Origin of the sequence: Glaciibacter sp. 2TAF33, assembly GCF_052114945.1 — a bacterium.
Lineage (GTDB): Bacteria > Actinomycetota > Actinomycetes > Actinomycetales > Microbacteriaceae > Cryobacterium.
Genome location: NZ_JBFRFS010000012.1, coordinates 105,090 through 121,936, shown reverse-complemented (window position 1 = coordinate 121,936; position 16,847 = coordinate 105,090). Strand labels below are relative to the sequence as shown.

10 protein-coding genes are annotated in these 16,847 nt (G+C 69.3%); 4 read left to right on the top strand and 6 right to left on the bottom strand.

The window, feature by feature from the left end:
* Nucleotides 1-7: 7 nt before the first annotated feature.
* The 5 genes from gatC to AB4Y94_RS14005 form a co-directional block, all read right to left on the bottom strand.
* Complete coding sequence (gene gatC, locus AB4Y94_RS14025) at nt 8-304, bottom strand: Asp-tRNA(Asn)/Glu-tRNA(Gln) amidotransferase subunit GatC (protein WP_441728471.1); 297 nt, start codon at nt 302-304, stop codon at nt 8-10.
* A 36-nt stretch (nt 305-340) separates the two neighbouring features.
* The gene (locus tag AB4Y94_RS14020) at nt 341-1,681 is read right to left on the bottom strand and encodes an alpha/beta hydrolase (protein WP_441728470.1); all 1,341 of its coding nucleotides are present in this window, start codon (nt 1,679-1,681) and stop codon (nt 341-343) included.
* Nucleotides 1,682-2,225: 544 nt separating this feature from the next.
* Entirely contained in the window at nt 2,226-4,463 is a 2,238-nt protein-coding gene (ligA, locus tag AB4Y94_RS14015; protein WP_441728469.1) for an NAD-dependent DNA ligase LigA, read from the bottom strand.
* 42 nt (nt 4,464-4,505) lie between these two features.
* The gene (gene mnmA / locus AB4Y94_RS14010; RefSeq protein ID WP_441728467.1) at nt 4,506-5,630 is read right to left on the bottom strand and encodes a tRNA 2-thiouridine(34) synthase MnmA; all 1,125 of its coding nucleotides are present in this window, start codon (nt 5,628-5,630) and stop codon (nt 4,506-4,508) included.
* Nucleotides 5,631-5,707: 77 nt separating this feature from the next.
* On the bottom strand, nt 5,708-6,895 hold the full coding sequence (locus AB4Y94_RS14005) for a cysteine desulfurase family protein (RefSeq protein WP_441728466.1): 1,188 nt from the start codon (nt 6,893-6,895) through the stop codon (nt 5,708-5,710).
* Between the two features lie 19 nt (nt 6,896-6,914).
* On the opposite strand from AB4Y94_RS14005, the gene glgX reads away from it, so the two are divergent.
* Nucleotides 6,915-8,960 carry a glycogen debranching protein GlgX gene (glgX, locus tag AB4Y94_RS14000; protein ID WP_441728464.1) on the top strand — a complete coding sequence of 682 codons (2,046 nt, stop codon included), beginning with the start codon at nt 6,915-6,917 and terminating at the stop codon, nt 8,958-8,960.
* Between the two features lie 19 nt (nt 8,961-8,979).
* Nucleotides 8,980-9,474 carry a Cys-tRNA(Pro) deacylase gene (ybaK, locus tag AB4Y94_RS13995; protein ID WP_441728462.1) on the top strand — a complete coding sequence of 165 codons (495 nt, stop codon included), beginning with the start codon at nt 8,980-8,982 and terminating at the stop codon, nt 9,472-9,474.
* Between the two features lie 132 nt (nt 9,475-9,606).
* On the opposite strand, the gene glgP is transcribed toward ybaK, so the two are convergent.
* On the bottom strand, nt 9,607-12,279 hold the full coding sequence (gene glgP / locus AB4Y94_RS13990) for an alpha-glucan family phosphorylase (RefSeq protein WP_441728460.1): 2,673 nt from the start codon (nt 12,277-12,279) through the stop codon (nt 9,607-9,609).
* Between the two features lie 225 nt (nt 12,280-12,504).
* Between glgP and AB4Y94_RS13985 the strand changes: the two genes are divergently transcribed.
* Nucleotides 12,505-14,493: an alpha-1,4-glucan--maltose-1-phosphate maltosyltransferase gene (locus tag AB4Y94_RS13985; RefSeq protein ID WP_441728531.1), complete on the top strand. Its 1,989-nt coding sequence runs from the start codon at nt 12,505-12,507 to the stop codon at nt 14,491-14,493.
* A gap of 131 nt (nt 14,494-14,624) precedes the next feature.
* Nucleotides 14,625-16,844: a 1,4-alpha-glucan branching protein GlgB gene (glgB, locus tag AB4Y94_RS13980; RefSeq protein WP_441728530.1), complete on the top strand. Its 2,220-nt coding sequence runs from the start codon at nt 14,625-14,627 to the stop codon at nt 16,842-16,844.
* Nucleotides 16,845-16,847 lie beyond the last annotated feature (3 nt).

Below are 16,847 nucleotides of genomic sequence, written 5' to 3'. Positions count from 1 at the left end.
CTCGTCCCTACTCTTCGTCCAGGATGGCGGGCACGCGGAACTTGTCACCGTCGTGGTCAGGGGCGCCGGAGAGCGCCTGCTCGACCGTGAGTGACGGCACGACCACGTCGGGGCGGAAGACGTTGGTCAACGGCATCGGGTGGCTGGTGGCCGGAATGTCGGCGGTGGCGACCTCGGACACCTTGGCCACGGATTCGACGATCTGGCCGAGGTCTGCGGTGAGGTGTGCGATCTCTTCCGGGCTGAGGTCGATTCGGGCGAGGTGTGCCAGGTGGGCTACCTGCTCGGCCGTGATTTCGGGCATGTTACTCCGATTGCGTTCGAGGTGGATGCCCCAAGTCTATTCGGAGCCGTCGGTCGCCAGTTTCGCGTTGTCGGTCCCGATGAGGGCCATGTTGCGCAGTGACTCGCTGCCGGGCTTGAAGTATTCGTTGTGCCCGATCGACCCGGCGAGCCGGGCGCCGGTGACCCGGTCGCGGCCGCCGGAGACTCCGAGTGTCTTCGCACCGTACGACGAGGAGCCGGGGTCGCTACCGAAGAAGGCGCTGTTGACGGCGGGGTCCCAGTCGGCCTCGCCGACGTACACGTTATGGCCGCGCACGCCCAGGCCGGCGGCGGACTGCAGCGCGCTGCCGGGAGAGCCCACCATCACCAGTGCGTCCACCTCCACCGATCCGCGGGCCAGGGCGACCAGGGCAACGGTCGAACCGTAGGAGTGTGCGAACACGGAGATGTACGGTTGGTCGGCGCCGCGGGCCGAGCGGATGCCGAGCCAGGATTCCTCGAGGAAGTCAGCGCCGGCCTCGGCCCGGTCGAGGCCGCCCACCGAGAACAGGTCGGGGGCGCGGTAGCCGATCCAGGAGATGGTGGCCACGCTCTTCATGCTGGTCCCGGTTCCGCCGAGGTCGGCCAGTGCCGCCTTCTGTTCGGTGTAGAGGGCTTCGGCGGTGTTGGACCAGTTCACGATCTGGTCGTGCACCGAGTAGTTCATGCCGGGCACCAGGTAGCTCACGAAGTCTGCGGTGTCGGGATTTCCGAGTGCGATCGCGGCGCGGCCGCCGTCGGTCGGGTCGAGCAGCACGAGCGAGCGTTTGACGCCGCCGGGGCCGGGGGCCAACGCTTCGCGGACCTGGGTGAGCAGGTCGAGGCTGGTGGCGAGTTCCCCACGGCGGGCCGTCGTGGTGGCGGCCGCGAGTTCCGCCCGGGTCTCGTCGAGGGCCTGCCCGAGGTAGCGCAGGTTGGCGCGGCTGCGTTCCCGCAGCGGAATACCGTCGAGGTTCCCCACCAACCGGGGCGAGCCTGCGCTGAGCGCCGCTCGCGCATCCGTTTGAAGCCCGCCCCACCAGCCGGTGACGAGGTTCGCGGTGGGGGGTGCGGCCAGCAGGGCGTCCACCTGTGCCGGGTACTGCGCCACGAAGGCGGAGACGTCGGAGACCGGGAGCCGGCTGAGACCGGCGAGCAGGGATATCCCCGTCATGTTCCGCAGCGCGCTCAGCTCGACGTCAACGGATGCCGCCAGCCGGGGCTCCGTGCCCAGCCAGACGGCGGAGGAGTCCACATTGCCGGGGCGGTCGGAGGTGCGGGTGGGCAGCCGTTCGCTGACGCTTATCGTCACGTTGGCGGGCACGCTGGACGCCTCGCTGGCTCCGCCCAGAGCAAGCGAGGCCGCTAGAGCTGCCATTTCCCACAGCAAACTCGGGTACGTCCCCTCACCCACGACGAGCCGCCGACACGGCTCGACACCGGTCGGTGCCCGGCCCTCACAGCCTATCGAGCCGATTCTCAGCTAAAAAGGTCGGTCGACCCCCGTTTCGGGGGTGTTCTGCCGGAACGTTCGGTGTCGGGCGGGTGTCCACTCGATGAGGTACACGGATCCACGGCCGATCCGGGCGAAGGTCCCGGTGGATTCACCCCGTGCGCGCACCGCACCCGCTCGCGCTGAGGATTTGTCCACACGCTGAGGGCCTGCCCACCGCGCGTGGACAAAACCGCAGCGTGACGGTGTTCAGACTCGCGCGCCGCCCTGCCGGTGTGCCGGCCGACCCGCGGTGCTGCGGATTCCTGCACCGGCCGCGCTTCCCGCCCGGCCCGCGGCCGACCCCACCCGCTCGCGCTGAGGATTCGTCCACACGCTGAGGGCCTGCCCACCGCGCGTGGTCAAAACCGCAGCGTGACGGGATCAGAGGGGCTCGGCGGGAGGCGCGCCCCGGCGGACTCGGCGGTGGCTAGCCGGCGGGCTCGGCGAACGCGGCGGGCCCGTCGGCGAGCAGGCGTCGGAAGCCGTCGGCGTCGATGATGGTGAGACCGAGTTCCTCGGCCTTGGCGAGCTTGGAGCCGGCGCCGGGCCCGGCCGCCACGAAGTCGGTCTTCTTCGACACGCTCGACGCCGCCTTCCCGCCAGCGGCGATGATGGCCTCGAGTGCGCCCTCGCGGGTGAACCCCTCGAGTGACCCGGTGGCGACGACGGTGACGCCGGCCAACACTCCGCCAGCCTCCCCGGCAGCTCCCGGCCCGGGGTGGCCAGGCGTGTCGAATTGCACCCCCGCTCGCGCCCATTCTTCGACGATCTCCCGGTGCCAGTCGACGGTGAACCAGTCCAGCACCGCGTCGGCGATGATACCGCCGACCCCTTCGACCTGGGCGAGCTCGTCGCGCGAGGCGGAACGGATGGCGTCGAGCGAGCCGAAGTAGTCGGCCAGCGCCCGTGCGGCGACCGGGCCGACATGACGGATGCTGAGGGCCACGATCAGCCGCCACAACGGCTTGGTCTTGGCGCGTTCGATCTCCGCCAGGAGGGTGAGCGCACTCGACGACGGCTGCGGCCCGGTCAGGCCCTGCTTCTTCTCGGCCACGGACGGGTTGCGCCGGAACGGGGTGCGCATGCGGAGGGCGCCGTCATCGTCTTCCTTCGGCAGGCCGGTTTCGGCGTCGCGGACGACCACCCCGATCGGGAGCAGATCGTCGATGTCGAGGCTGAACAGGCGGGCCTCGGTGGGAAGCGGCGGCTCCGCGGGCACTGTCGGTTGGGTCAGAGCTGCCGCGGCGACCTCGCCGAGCGCTTCGATGTCGAGCGCTCCGCGGGAGCCGGCGTGCTCGACCCGGCCGCGCACCTGCGCGGGGCAGCTCTTCGCGTTCGGGCAGCGGAGGTCGACGTCGCCTTCCTTGGCCGGCGCGAGCGGGGTGCCGCACTCGGGGCAGTTGACGGGCATGACGAACTCGCGCTCGGTGCCGTCGCGGAGTTCCACCACCGGCCCGAGGACCTCCGGAATCACGTCCCCGGCCTTCCGCAGCACCACGGTGTCGCCGATCAGCACGCCCTTGGCCTTGACCACGTCCTGGTTGTGCAGGGTGGCCTGGCGCACTTCTGACCCGGCGACCCTCACCTTCTTCATCACGGCGAACGGTGTGGCGCGGCCGGTGCGCCCCACGCTCACGACGATATCGAGGAGCGTGGTGTTGACCTGCTCCGGCGGGTATTTGTAGGCGATCGCCCAGCGCGGCGCGCGGCTGGTGGCCCCGAGCTCATCGTGCAGGGCGAGCTCGTCCACCTTGACCACGATGCCGTCGATCTCGTGCTCGACACTCCCCCGGTGTTCACCGAAATACTCGATGAACCCCGCCGCTTCAAGAGCCGAATCCTTCACCCGGTAGTGGCTGCTGGTGGGCAGGCCCCAGCTCGCCAGGAGCTCATAGATCTCGGACTGTGCGGACACCGGGGGACGCTCCCACGCGCCGATGCCGTGCACCAGCATCCGTAACCGGCCGAGCCGGTCGCGCATGAGTTTCAGGCCGGCGGCGTTCTTGCTCTCGGACTTCTGCCGCAGCGACCCACTGGCGGCGTTGCGGGGGTTGGCGAAGACCCGTTCGCCGGCTTCAGCCTGCTGGGCGTTGAGTTCCCGGAACGACTCGACCGGGAAGAAGACCTCCCCCCGTACCTCGACCAGCGACGGATGCCCGGAGCCGGCCAGGCGACGCGGGATCCCGTTGACGAATGCGATGTTCTCGGTGACGTCCTCACCGATCACGCCGTCACCGCGGGTCGCAGCGGTGAGGAGCACACCGTTCTGGTAGCGGAGGTTGATGGCGAGGCCGTCGATCTTCAGCTCGCACAGGTAGTGCACGGGCCGGCCGGCGTCGCGCTCGACCTTCGCGGCCCAGCCGGAGAACTCGTCGATGCTGAACACGTTGTCGAGGCTCAGCATCCGCTCGGCGTGCTGCACCGGGTCGAACAGGCTCTGGGCTCGGCCACCGACGGTCTGCGTCGGGCTGTCCTGGCTTTGCAGCTCCGGGAACAGCCGTTCAAGTTCCTCCAGTCGGTGGAGGAATCCGTCGTATTCCTCGTCGGAGGCGATGGCCGCGTTCTGCTGGTAGTACGCGTCGCGCAGCTCGAGGATACGAGTCGTCAGGCGTTCGGCCTCCGTGCTGGCCGCTTCGAGTTCGCCGGGGGTGTAGGTGTCTGCCACGAATTCAGTTTAGGGCGGACCCCCGACAGCGAAAGGGCCGGGCTAGGCGGGAACCGGGACGGCTGACACCGTGCGGTCGATGGTGCACTGGCCGAGAACACGGGTGCCGACGTAGACGACTGCCGTCTGGCCGGGGGCGACGCCGGTGAGCGGCACGTTCGGGGTGATCTTCAGTTCGGGCGCTTCGGTGCCCGCCTGGGTCACCACCTGCGCGACGGCCGGCACCGGGTCGGCATGGGCGCGAATCTGCACCTCGCAATCGAATGCGACCTCCGGGTTCGCGGGAGGCAACCCGGCCCAGGTGAACGTGGACCCGGCGATCTCGCCGATGTCGAGGGCTTCCTTCGGGCCGACCACGACCGTGTTCGAGACGGGGCGCACCTCGAGCACGAACCGCGGCTTGCCGTCGGCGGCGGGGGTGCCGATGGAGAGGCCGCGGCGCTGGCCGACGGTGTACGCTGCGGCGCCCTCGTGATCGCCGAGCTTGGCTCCGGACCGGTCGACGATGTCGCCCGGTTCGGCGCCGACCCGGTCGGCGAGCCAGCCACGGGTGTCGCCGTCGGGGATGAAGCAGATGTCGTGGGAGTCTGGCTTGGTGGCGACGGAGAACCCGCGCTCGGCGGCTTCGGCGCGCACTTCCGCCTTGGATGGCGTCGCGCCGAGCGGGAACATCGAGTGCGCGAGCTGGTCGGCGGTGAGCACGCCGAGCACGTACGACTGGTCCTTCGCCCATGCTGCGGCCCGGTGCAGTTCGGGGTTGCCGTCCGCGTCACGGACGATGCTTGCGTAGTGGCCGGTGGCGACGGCGTCGAAACCGAGAGCCAGCGCCTTCTCCAGGAGGGCGGCGAACTTGATCCGCTCGTTGCAGCGCATGCACGGGTTCGGGGTGCGGCCGGCCGAGTACTCCGCGATGAAGTCATCGACCACGTCGAGCTTGAACCGCTCGGAGAAGTCCCACACGTAATACGGGATGCCGATGATGTTCGCAGCCCGCTGGGCATCCATCGAGTCTTCGATGGTGCAGCAGCCGCGGCTGCCGGTGCGCAGGGTTCCCGGCATCCGGGACAGCGCCAGGTGCACCCCGACGACCTCGTGTCCCGCCTCGACCGCGCGGGCCGCGGCGACGGCGGAGTCCACCCCACCGCTCATTGCTGCCAAAACTTTCACTGGTTAAGTGTACGCGCCGTTTTCCTGCCCGTCCCACATCCCCGGCCGCTCCGTTCGCGGCGGCAGGCGCACCGGCGTCAGCGGCCGGGCGCGCGGTCGGCCAGGCCGGCCCTGGCGGCCTGCGCGTACGCGGCCGGCAGCGCGGCGAGGAACGCGTCGACGTCGGCATCCGTTGTCGTGCGGCCCAGGGTGATGCGAAGCGCTCCGCGGGCCAGGGCCTCGCTGCGGCCCATCGCCCGCAGCACGTGCGACGGCTCGGGGATGCCCGCCTGGCAGGCCGAACCGGTGGAGACGCAGATCCCGGCGGCGTCGAGCAGGAACAGGAGCGAATCGCCTTCGCAGCCGGGGAAGGTGAAGTGCGCGTTGCCGGGCAGGCGACCGGTCGGCGAGGGGTCGCCGTTCAACACCGCGTCGGGCACCGCGGCGCTGACACCGTCGACCAGCCTGCCCCGCAGGGCGGCGAGCCGCTCGTTCTCGGCTGCAAGATCATGGGTGGCAGCGGATGCCGCTACGGCGAACGACACGGCAGCCGCGACGTCCTGGGTGCCGCTTCGCACCTGGCGTTGCTGCCCGCCGCCGTGGATCAGCGGCACCACGGTCACGGACCGCGACAGGACGAGGGCGGCGATGCCGACCGGCCCGCCGATCTTGTGCGCGGACACGCTGAGCGCCGACACCCCGCTTCGGCCGAGGGCCGCGAAGTCGAGCGGCACATGCCCGTAGGCGGACACTGCGTCCACGTGCACCGGGATGCCATGCCGGGCGGCGATGGCTGCGACCTCCGAGACCGGCTGGAGGGTGCCGACCTCATTGTTCGCGGCGAGCAGGGTGACCAGGGCAACGCTGCCCGGGTCCGCTTCGATCGACGCCTCCAGCGCGGCCAGGTCGATACGGCCGAGCTCGTCGACCGGCAGCCATTCCACCGCGGCGCCGTCGTGCTGGCCGAGCCATTCGACCGTGTCGAGGGTGGCATGGTGCTCCCCGCCGGGGGCGAGGATGCGCGGGCGCGGCGCCCGCGCCCAGTACAGGCCCTTGATTGCGAGGTTGATCGACTCGGTGCCGCTGCCGGTGAACACCACCTCGATCGGTTCACAGCCGACGCTGGCCGCAACCGCCTCGCGCGCCTCCTCCAGCATCCGCTTGGCGTTCTGGCCCTGGCTGTGGATGGAAGCGGGGTTGCCGACGATGCCCATCGCCTCGGTGTAGGCAATGATGGCGGCGGGCAGCATGGGGGTGGTCGCCGCGTGGTCAAGATAAACGGCCATACTCATTACTCTAGAACCCATGACTGACGCCGATCCCCTGCGCAACCTCGGCGTGCGCGCGACCGCCCACGGCGGCGAGTTGCGGGTGTGGTCTGCGAGCGCCGACGCCATGGAATTGTGCATCTTCGATGAGACTGATCCGAATTGGATCGTGAAAACCGTTCCGATGACGCAGGAGGTGGCGGGCGTCTGGTCCGGGCGGACCCGCACGCTGACGCCCGGCCGGCGCTACGGCATCCGGGTCGCCGGGCCGGTCGGCCCGGAGAACGCGTTCCGGCCCGAGAAGACGCTGGTCGAGCCGTATTCCCGGGGCCTGGTGCGGGTGGGCGGCCAGCAGTGGCAGTCCGTCGTCGTCGACGGCGATTTCGACTGGGCCGGCTCCACCAAGCCCGCCACGCCAATGGACCGCACCGTGGTCTACGAGGCGCATGTGCGCGGCATGAGCAAGCTCAACCGCGCCATCCCGCCCGCTCTCCGCGGGACCTACGCCGGGCTCGCCCACCCGTCGACGATCGCGTACCTCACTGACCTCGGGGTCACCGCCGTCGAGCTGCTTCCGGTGCACGCATTCGTCTCCGAGCAGCGCCTGGTCAAGCAGGGGCTCACCAACTACTGGGGCTACAACACCCTGAACTTCTTCGCGCCGCACGCCGACTACGCCTCCCTTGCCGCCCAACAGGCTGGACCGGAGGCGGTCCTCCGCGAGTTCAAGGGCATGGTGAAGCTGCTGCACGAGGCGGGCCTCGAGGTCATCCTCGACGTGGTGTACAACCACACCGCAGAGGAGGGTCGGAACGGCCCGGTGCACAGCTTCCGCGGCATCGACAACGCCGGCTACTACCGGCAGGACCAGTCCGGCGCGTACATCGACGTCACCGGCTGCGGCAACACCGTCGACTTCAGCCGTACCGCGCCGACCCGGCTGGTGCTCGACTCCTTGCGCTACTGGGCGAACGAGGTCCAGATCGATGGCTTCCGGTTCGACCTCGCGGTTACCCTGGGCCGGGACCGGAACGGGGAATTCGACCCGGAACATCCGCTTCTGGCCGCCATTGCCGACGACCCGCAGCTGGCCGGCGTGAAACTGGTCGCCGAACCCTGGGACGTCGGACCGGGCGGCTGGCAGACCGGCAACTTCCCGGCCGGCTGGTCGGAGTGGAACGACCGTTATCGCGACCGGATGCGCGATTTCTGGCTGGGGGACATCGCCGCCGCCAGGGCCGGCGGCCACGCGGCCAGCGGGATCGGCCGCTTCGCCACCCACCTGGCCGGCTCCTCGACCACCTTCAGCTCCGGGCGCCGGCCACTCGCGTCGCTCAACTTCATCACCGCGCACGACGGTTTCACCATGGCCGACCTCACCGCGTACAACGTCAAGCACAATGTCGGCAACGGCGAGTCGAACCGTGACGGCACCGACAAGAACAACTCCTTCAACCACGGCGTCGAGGGTCCCACCCGTGACCGGGCGATCCTCGCCGCCCGCCGCAAGGCGATGCGCAACCTGATGGGAACGCTGCTCTTGTCCGCGGGCGTGCCGATGATCACGGCCGGCGACGAATTCGGCCGCAGCCAGCGGGGAAACAACAACCCGTACTGTCACGACAGCGAGCTCAACTGGCTCAGCTGGGACCTCGACGACTGGCAGCAGGACCTGCGCCGTGTCACCCGCACCCTGCTCCGGGCGCGGCGGGAGAACCCGGCGCTTCGCCCCTCTCATTTCGGGCGGCCCGGTGAGGAGGTTCCGAGCGCCAGCCAGATGGAGTGGTACGACGCGAACGGCACAGCGATGGGCGAGGAGAACTGGAACTCGCCGTCCCAGCGGACGGTTCAGTACCTGGTCGCCAGTACGCCAGAGCACGGGGAGCCCAACCGGGTTCTGCTGATCGTGCACGGACTCGAAGCGGATGTCACCGTCTCCCTGCCCGAGCACCCCGGCGTGGTCGGCTACACGACGCTCTGGGACTCCAGCCACGACGACCTCCGCGAAACGGTCATCGAGCACGCACCGGGCACACCGCTCTCGGTCGCTGGCGCCTCGATGCAGCTGCTCAGGGCGCATTAGGCCGCGGAGCAGGTTGCGAATGAGCAGCAGGAAAGCGGATACCGGTACCCCGGCGACGGCGCAACTCACGCGAGCGGGGATCGCGTTCACGCCCCACCGCTACGAACACGACCCGGCAGCGGCCAGCTTCGGACTCGAGGCGGCCGAGAAGCTCGGGCTGGACCCTGAGCGAGTGTTCAAGACCCTGCTCGCCGACGCCGACGGGCGGCTGGTCGTCGGCATCGTCCCCGTCACCGGGCAGCTCGATCTCAAGGCGCTTGCCGCCTACGTCGGCGCGAAGAAGGCGACCATGGCCGACCCGCGGGTCGCGGAGCGGAAGACCGGCTACGTGGTGGGCGGGATCAGCCCGATCGGGCAGAAGAGCTCCCTGGCCACCGTGATCGACGCATCCGCTGAGTCGTTCGACACGGTGTTCGTCTCCGGCGGTCGACGCGGGTTGGACATCGAACTCGCCCCGGCGGACCTGCAACGGGCGACAGGTGGGGCCTTCGCCGCGATCGCCCGCCACGCCTGACCCTCGCTCCGTGCCCCTTCCCCCTTCGGCGAAAACGCATTTGTTGGGGTTATGCGGGCCTGATAACCCCAACAAGTGCGGTTTCGCGGGACGGGTACGGAACAGGGAGAGGAGTGGGGCGGAGAGGAGGGGTCAGCTCGCGACGGCGATCAGGCCCATCTCGGCGGGGCCGGCCAAGAGCTCGTGCCGGGGCACGACACGCACCGTGTAGCCGAAGCCGCCGGCACGATCGAGGATGACCGTGCCGGTGAACAGGGTCGAGCCCTCTGCGACGATCACCGGGCCGGCCTGGCCGCCGAAGGTGCCGCCCGGCTCGTCAGCGGATGCCCCGTCGGCGGATGCCGCGTCAGCGCCGACGGATGCGCCCGCGTCAGCGTCGGCGCCGGTGTCACCGTCCAGGACCAGGTCCTGCGTCCGGGTGCCCTGCAGCTCGTCGCCGTTCAGGCTGCGCCCGTAGACGACCTGCACACTGACGTCGTCGGCACTCAGGCCGTTCAACTGCACGTGCGCCCGCAGGTGCAGCTCGTCACCGACCTGAGGCACCGCCATCACACCGCCTGATTCCACGTGGGCGACGGCGACGCCCGGCCACTGGCGCGAGATCCTCGACTTCCACGCGGCCAGTTCCCGGGCACCGCGGTAGTTGTCGGAGGTGAGGGCCGCCTCTGCGGAACCGGCCGGGCGGTACATCCGCTCCACGTACTGCCGCACCATCCGGTCGGCCGAGAGCTCAGGCGAGAGGGTCGCCAGGGTGTGACGGATGCTCGTCACCCACCGTTCCGGAACGTCATCCGCGTTCCGCTCGTAGAACGGTGGGCTAACCTGGTGTTCGAGCAGATCGTAGAGGGCTTCGGCCTCGACCTTGTCGCGTTCGACCGGGTCGCCGGCGGCATCCGCTGACGGAATCGCCCAGCCGTTCTGTCCGTCGTAGTACTCGGGCCACCAGCCGTCGAGGATCGACAGGTTGAGCGCCCCGTTGAGCGCGGCCTTCATGCCGGACGTGCCGCACGCTTCGAGGGGGCGCAACGGGTTGTTCAGCCAGACGTCGGTGCCCGGGTACATCAGTTGCGCCATCGAGATGTTGTAGTCGGGCAAGAAGGCGATCCTCGTACGCAGCTCGGGGTCCTCGGCGAACTGCACGATCTGCTGGATCAGCCGCTTGCCCTCCTCGTCGGCGGGGTGTGACTTGCCGGCGATCACGATCTGGATCGGCCGGGTCGGGTGGGTCAGGAGTGCGCGCAGCCGCTCGGGGTCGTGCAGCATGAGGGTGAGTCGCTTGTAGGTGGGTACCCGCCGGGCGAAGCCGATCGTGAGCACGTTCGGGTCGAACACCTCATTCAGCCACGCCGGGGGGATACCGCCGGCGTTCTGTTCCTTCCAGGCTGCGACCAGTCGCCGGCGGGCGTCCTGCACGAACTGCAGCCGCATCCGACCGCGCACCGCCCAGAGTTCCTGGTCGGAGACGGCGGGCGACGCCCAGTCCGCGGCGCTGGTGTCGCCGGTTCCCAGTCGGCTCTCCGCGAGGGTGAGCAGCGCCGGGTCGGTCCAGGTCGGCGGGTGCACGCCATTGGTGATAGAACCGATCGGCACGTCCGCCGCATCGAATCCCGGCCACAGCCCGCTGAACATCCGCCGGCTCACCTCGCCGTGCAGCGTGGACACGCCGTTGGCGTGCTGCCCGAGCCGGAGGCCCATCACGGCCATGTTGAATACGTCGGGCGAACCGCCGTCGTAGTTCTCGGCGCCGAGGGCCAGCACGTCGTCGACGGCCACCCCCGGCAGCAGCTCGGTGCCGAGGTAGCGCTTCATCAGCGGGCGCTCGAAGCGGTCGATGCCGGCGGCGACGGGAGTGTGGGTGGTGAAGACCGTGCCGGCCCTGGCGACCTGCAGCGCCTCCTGGAAGGTGAGCCCCTCACCGATGAGGCTGGAGATCCGCTCGAGGCCCAGGAATCCGGCGTGGCCCTCGTTGGTGTGGAACACGTCGGGTTCCGGGCTGGAGCCCAGTTTGCTCCACAGCTTCACCGCCCGCGCGCCGCCGATGCCGAGGAGCAGCTCCTGCATCAGGCGGTGCTCTCCCCCGCCGCCGTACAGGCGGTCCGTGACCAGGCGGAGGTCGTCGGGGTTCTCCGGGATGTCGGTGTCGAGGAGCAGCAGGGTGATCCGGCCGACGGATGCCTGCCAGATCCTGGCGTGCAGGGTGCGGTCCTCGGGAAGCGCGAGCGACACCTGCGCCGGGGACCCGTCACCGTGCCGGAGCACCGACAACGGCAACCCGTCGGGGTCGAGGACCGGGTAGCTTTCCATCTGCCAGCCGTCCGGGGAGATCGACTGGCTGAAATAACCGGCGCGGTAGAAGAGCCCGACGCCCACCAGCGGCACGCCGAGGTCTGACGCGCTCTTGAGATGGTCGCCGGCGAGGATGCCGAGGCCACCGGAGTACTGGGGCAGGGCCGCCGCGATGCCGAACTCCGGCGAGAAGTATGCGATGCGGTCGGGTTTGTCGCCTTCCAGGGACTGGTACCAGCGGGGCTCCTCCAGGTAGGCGCGGAGGTCGTCGCGTATCAGGTTGACCCCGGCGACATAGTCGTGGTCGACGGCCAGCTCTTCGAGTCTGCTCGGTTCGACGGCGCCCAGCAGGGCGGCCGGGTCGTGTCCCGACGAGCGCCAGAGGTCTGGCGCGATGTGCTCGAACAATTGCCGGGTGGGCTCGTGCCACGACCAGCGCAGGTTGCCGGCGAGCTCTTCGAGCGCCTGGAGCGACTCGGGCAGGACGGCACGGACGGTAAATTTACGGATCGCCTTCACGGGACCACACTAGGGCCGCGCCCGCTCCAACGGGTAAACGGATGCGGCCCCGTTCACCGGTTTTCGCGCTACGGTCGTGATGTGGCCAGGACAGCAAAGACCCCAGCAGGAAAGACTCCGGCAGCGAAGACTACGGCAGCGAAAGCTTCGGCGGCGAAGATTCCCGCGGCCGAGGCCGCGGCGGCCAAGCCGATCGCGCCGGGCACCGGCACCGCCTCCGGCACGGTGACGCGCGCCGGACGCATCCCCGTGCTGGGTCTCAGCCCCCAGCTGCCGGACAACCTGTGGCCTGCGCGTGCGTTCGCCGGCGAAGTCGTGCCGTTCAGCGCCACCGCGTTCCGGGAGGGCCACGACCTGATCGGCGTCAGCGTGCTGCTCACCGGCCCGGACGGCACGCAGAGCAGCCATCCGATGACGCTCCCTGTGGCCGGTACCGACCGCTGGGAAACCGCCGTGCAACTGGGCGCAGCCGGCACCTGGCAGTACCGGGTGCGCGCGTATGCGGACGACTTCGCGACCTGGGAGCACAATGCGTCGGTGAAGATCCCGGCCGGGATCGACGTCGAGCTGATGTTCATGATCGGCGCCGAACTGCTCGGCCGGGGTGCAGCTGACACCAGTCGCCCGGCCGCCGAGCGCACGCTGCTCCAGGCGACGGCCGGCATCCTCGGCGACCGAACGCTCCCCGTGGACCAGCGCCTCGCGGCGGCCACCGGCGAGGAGGTGCACGCCGCGGCATCCGTTCGCCCGATCTCGAGCCTGGAGACGATCTCTGAGCCGCGGACGATCATCGTCGAGCGGGAACGAGCCGGTGTCGGCGCCTGGTACGAGTTCTTCCCCCGCTCTGAGGGCGCCGTGAAGAACGTGGACGGCACCTGGACCAGCGGAACGTTCAGGTCGGCGGCCGCCCGGCTTTCCGGCGTCGCAGCCATGGGCTTCGACGTGCTCTACCTGCCGCCGATCCACCCGATCGGCCGCGCATTCCGGAAGGGTCCCAACAACTCGCTCGACGCCGGGCCGAACGACCCCGGTTCGCCCTGGGCGATCGGTTCGGCCGACGGCGGCCACGACGCCATCCACCCCGACCTCGGCACGGTGGCGGACTTCACCTGGTTCGTCGGACAGGCCCGCGAGGCCGGGCTGGAGATCGCGCTCGACCTGGCGTTGCAGGCCTCGCCGGACCACCCCTGGGTGACCGCCCACCCCGAGTGGTTCACCACGCTGCCTGACGGCAGCATAGCCTACGCGGAGAACCCGCCGAAGAAGTACCAGGACATCTACCCGATCAACTTCGACAACGACCCGGACGGCATCCGTGCCGAGGTGCTTCGGATCGTGCGGTACTGGATCGGGCTGGGCGTCAACATCTTCCGGGTGGACAACCCGCACACCAAGCCGCTCGACTTCTGGGAATGGCTGATCAACGAGGTCAACACCGAGTACCCCGACGTGGTGTTCCTGGCCGAGGCTTTCACCCGGCCGGCTCTCCTGCACGCGCTGGGCAAAGTCGGTTTCCAGCAGTCGTACACCTACTTCACCTGGCGCAACACCAAGGAAGAGCTGGAGGAATTCTTCGACGGGCTCGCGCACGAGACCGCGGATTTCCTGCGACCGAACCTGTTCGTGAACACGCCGGACATCCTCACCGAATACCTGCAGTTCGGTGGTCCAGCCGCGTTCAAGATCCGGGCCGCCCTCGCGGCGACCGCGGCTCCCACCTGGGGCGTCTACGCAGGCTTCGAACTCTACGAGAGCGTCGCCCGCCCGGGCGCCGAGGAGAGCATCAACAACGAGAAGTACGAGTACCGCCCGCGTGACTTCGACCACGCGGTGGACCAGGGCACATCGCTCGCGCCCTTCATCACCCTGCTGAACCGGATCCGGCGGGAACACCCGGCGCTCCGGCAATTGCGGAACCTCAACATCCACGGAAGCGACGACGAATCGATCCTCGTCTACAGCAAGTTCCTTGACGCCCCGTTCACCGGAACGGGTCGTGCCGACGCTCTGATCATCGTCGCCAACGTCGACCCGCACTCCGCCCGGGAAACGACCGTGCACCTAGACACGACCAAGTTCGGCATCCCGGCCGGACACGCGTTCGAGGTGCGGGACCTGGTCTCGGGAGCCGTCTGGACCTGGTCGGCCGACAATTACGTGCGACTGGATGCATTCACCGAACCGGTGCACATCCTCCAGGTGAAAGGCCAGTGAACAAGATGAAGAAGACTCCGCCCCGGGCCACGCCCGATGTACCCGGCGCCACGGCACAACCCGCCGGCGCGGCAGATTCCGCCGGCGTAGCCGACCCGGTGAAGACGCCGCGGCACGCGCTGCCCGACCGGATGGCCGAATTTCCGAAGGTCCCGGCCGAGGTGCTCGCGGCCGTTGCCGCCGGCAGTTACTACAACCCGCACGCGGTGCTCGGGCAGCATCTCGTCGACGCTGCGGGCGTCACAGACCCTGTCACCGTGATCCGGAGCCTCCGGCCGCTGGCCAGCGAAGTGTTCGCGATCCTGCCGACCGGCGCCCACGTCGAGCTGTCGCACCTCTCCGACGGCATCTGGGAGGGCCACAGCACGCTCGGGATGCAGGACTACCAGATCGAGGCCCGCTACGAAGGCGGACCGCCCTGGGTCTCGGACGACCCGTACCGGTACTCCCCCACGCTCGGCGAACTCGACCTGCACCTCATCGGCGAGGGCCGGCACGAGCGGCTCTGGGACGTGCTCGGCGCCCACCACCGCGAACACGCCGGGGCGGACGCGACCACGGCTGGCACATCGTTCGCCGTGTGGGCGCCGCACGCCAGGGCGGTGCGGGTGATCGGAGACTTCAACGGCTGGCACGGCAACGGCCACGCCATGCGCAACATGGGCTCAACCGGCGTCTGGGAGTTGTTCGTACCGGGCCTTGCGCCCGGCTCAAACTACAAGTTCGAGCTGCTCTCGCAGTCGGGGGACTGGGTGCGGAAAGCCGACCCGATGGCCCGTTACACCGAGGTTCCTCCGCTGACCGCGTCGGTGATCGGCGAGACCTCCTACGAGTGGGCGGATGCCGCGTGGATGCAGCGCCGCGCCGCCACCGACCCGCACAACGCCCCGATGAGCATCTACGAGATGCACCTCGGCTCCTGGCGCCCCGGTCTCGGCTACCGCGACGTCGCCGACCAGCTGATCGGCTACCTGCAGGAGCTGGCGTACACGCACGTGGAGTTCATGCCGCTCGCCGAGCACCCGTTCGGTGGTTCCTGGGGCTACCAGGTCACCGGTTACTTCGCGCCGACCAGCCGGTTCGGCCACCCCGACGACCTGCGCTACCTGATCGACCGGCTGCACCAGGCGGGCATCGGCGTGATCATGGACTGGGTGCCCGGCCACTTCCCCAAGGACGACTGGGCGCTGGCCCGGTTCGACGGCCAGGCACTCTACGAGCACCCCGACCCGCGCCGTGGGGAGCAGATGGACTGGGGCACCTACGTCTTCGACTTCGGCCAGCCGCAGGTGCGCAACTTCCTGGTCGCCAACGCGCTGTACTGGCTCGAGGAGTTCCACATCGACGGGCTCAGAGTCGACGCCGTCGCGTCGATGCTGTACCTCGACTACTCCCGCGAGGACGGGCAATGGCTGCCGAACCAGTACGGCGGGCGGGAGAACCTGGAGGCCATCAGCCTGCTGCAGGAGGTGACGGCGACCTCGTACAAGCGCAACCCGGGAACAGTCATGATCGCGGAGGAGTCGACCAGCTGGGGCGGGGTCACCGCGCAGACGTCCGGCGGCGGCCTGGGTTTCGGCCTGAAATGGAACATGGGCTGGATGCACGACTCCCTCCAGTACATGCAGGTCGACCCGATGTACCGTTCGCACCACCACAACGACATCACGTTCTCGTTCGTCTATGCGTTCAGCGAGAACTTCCTGCTGCCGATCAGCCACGACGAGGTCGTGCACGGCAAGGGATCGCTGGTGTCGAAAATGCCGGGCGATTCGTGGAAGCAACTGGCGAACCTGCGCGCGTACCTGTCGTTCATGTGGGCGCACCCCGGCAAGCAGCTCCTGTTCATGGGGCAGGAGTTCGGGCAGCGCTCGGAGTGGAGCGAGGAGCGGGGACTGGACTGGTGGACGCTCGACCAGCCCGCCCACCGCGGCCTGTTCACCCTGGTCGGCCAGCTCAACCGGCTCTACCAGGCCAACCCGGCGCTGTGGTCGCTCGACAACGACCCGGCCGGTTTCCGGATGATCGACGGCGGCGCGTCGAGTGACAACGTGGTGTCGTTCCTGCGCTACGACGCCGACGGGAACGCGATCGCCTGCTTCTTCAACTTCGCCGGGATGCCGCACACGGACTACCGGGTCGGGCTGCCCTTCGCCGGCGCCTGGGAGGAGATCCTCAACACCGATGCCGGCGACTTCGGCGGGTCAGGCGTCGGAAACCTGGGCCAGGTCGATGCCTCGGCCGAACCGTGGGGCGGCCAGCCGGCATCCGCCCAACTCACCCTGCCGCCGCTGGCAGGACTCTGGTTGCGGTTGCAGCGGGTCTCGACAAGCTCGACCACCGGTGACTGAGCT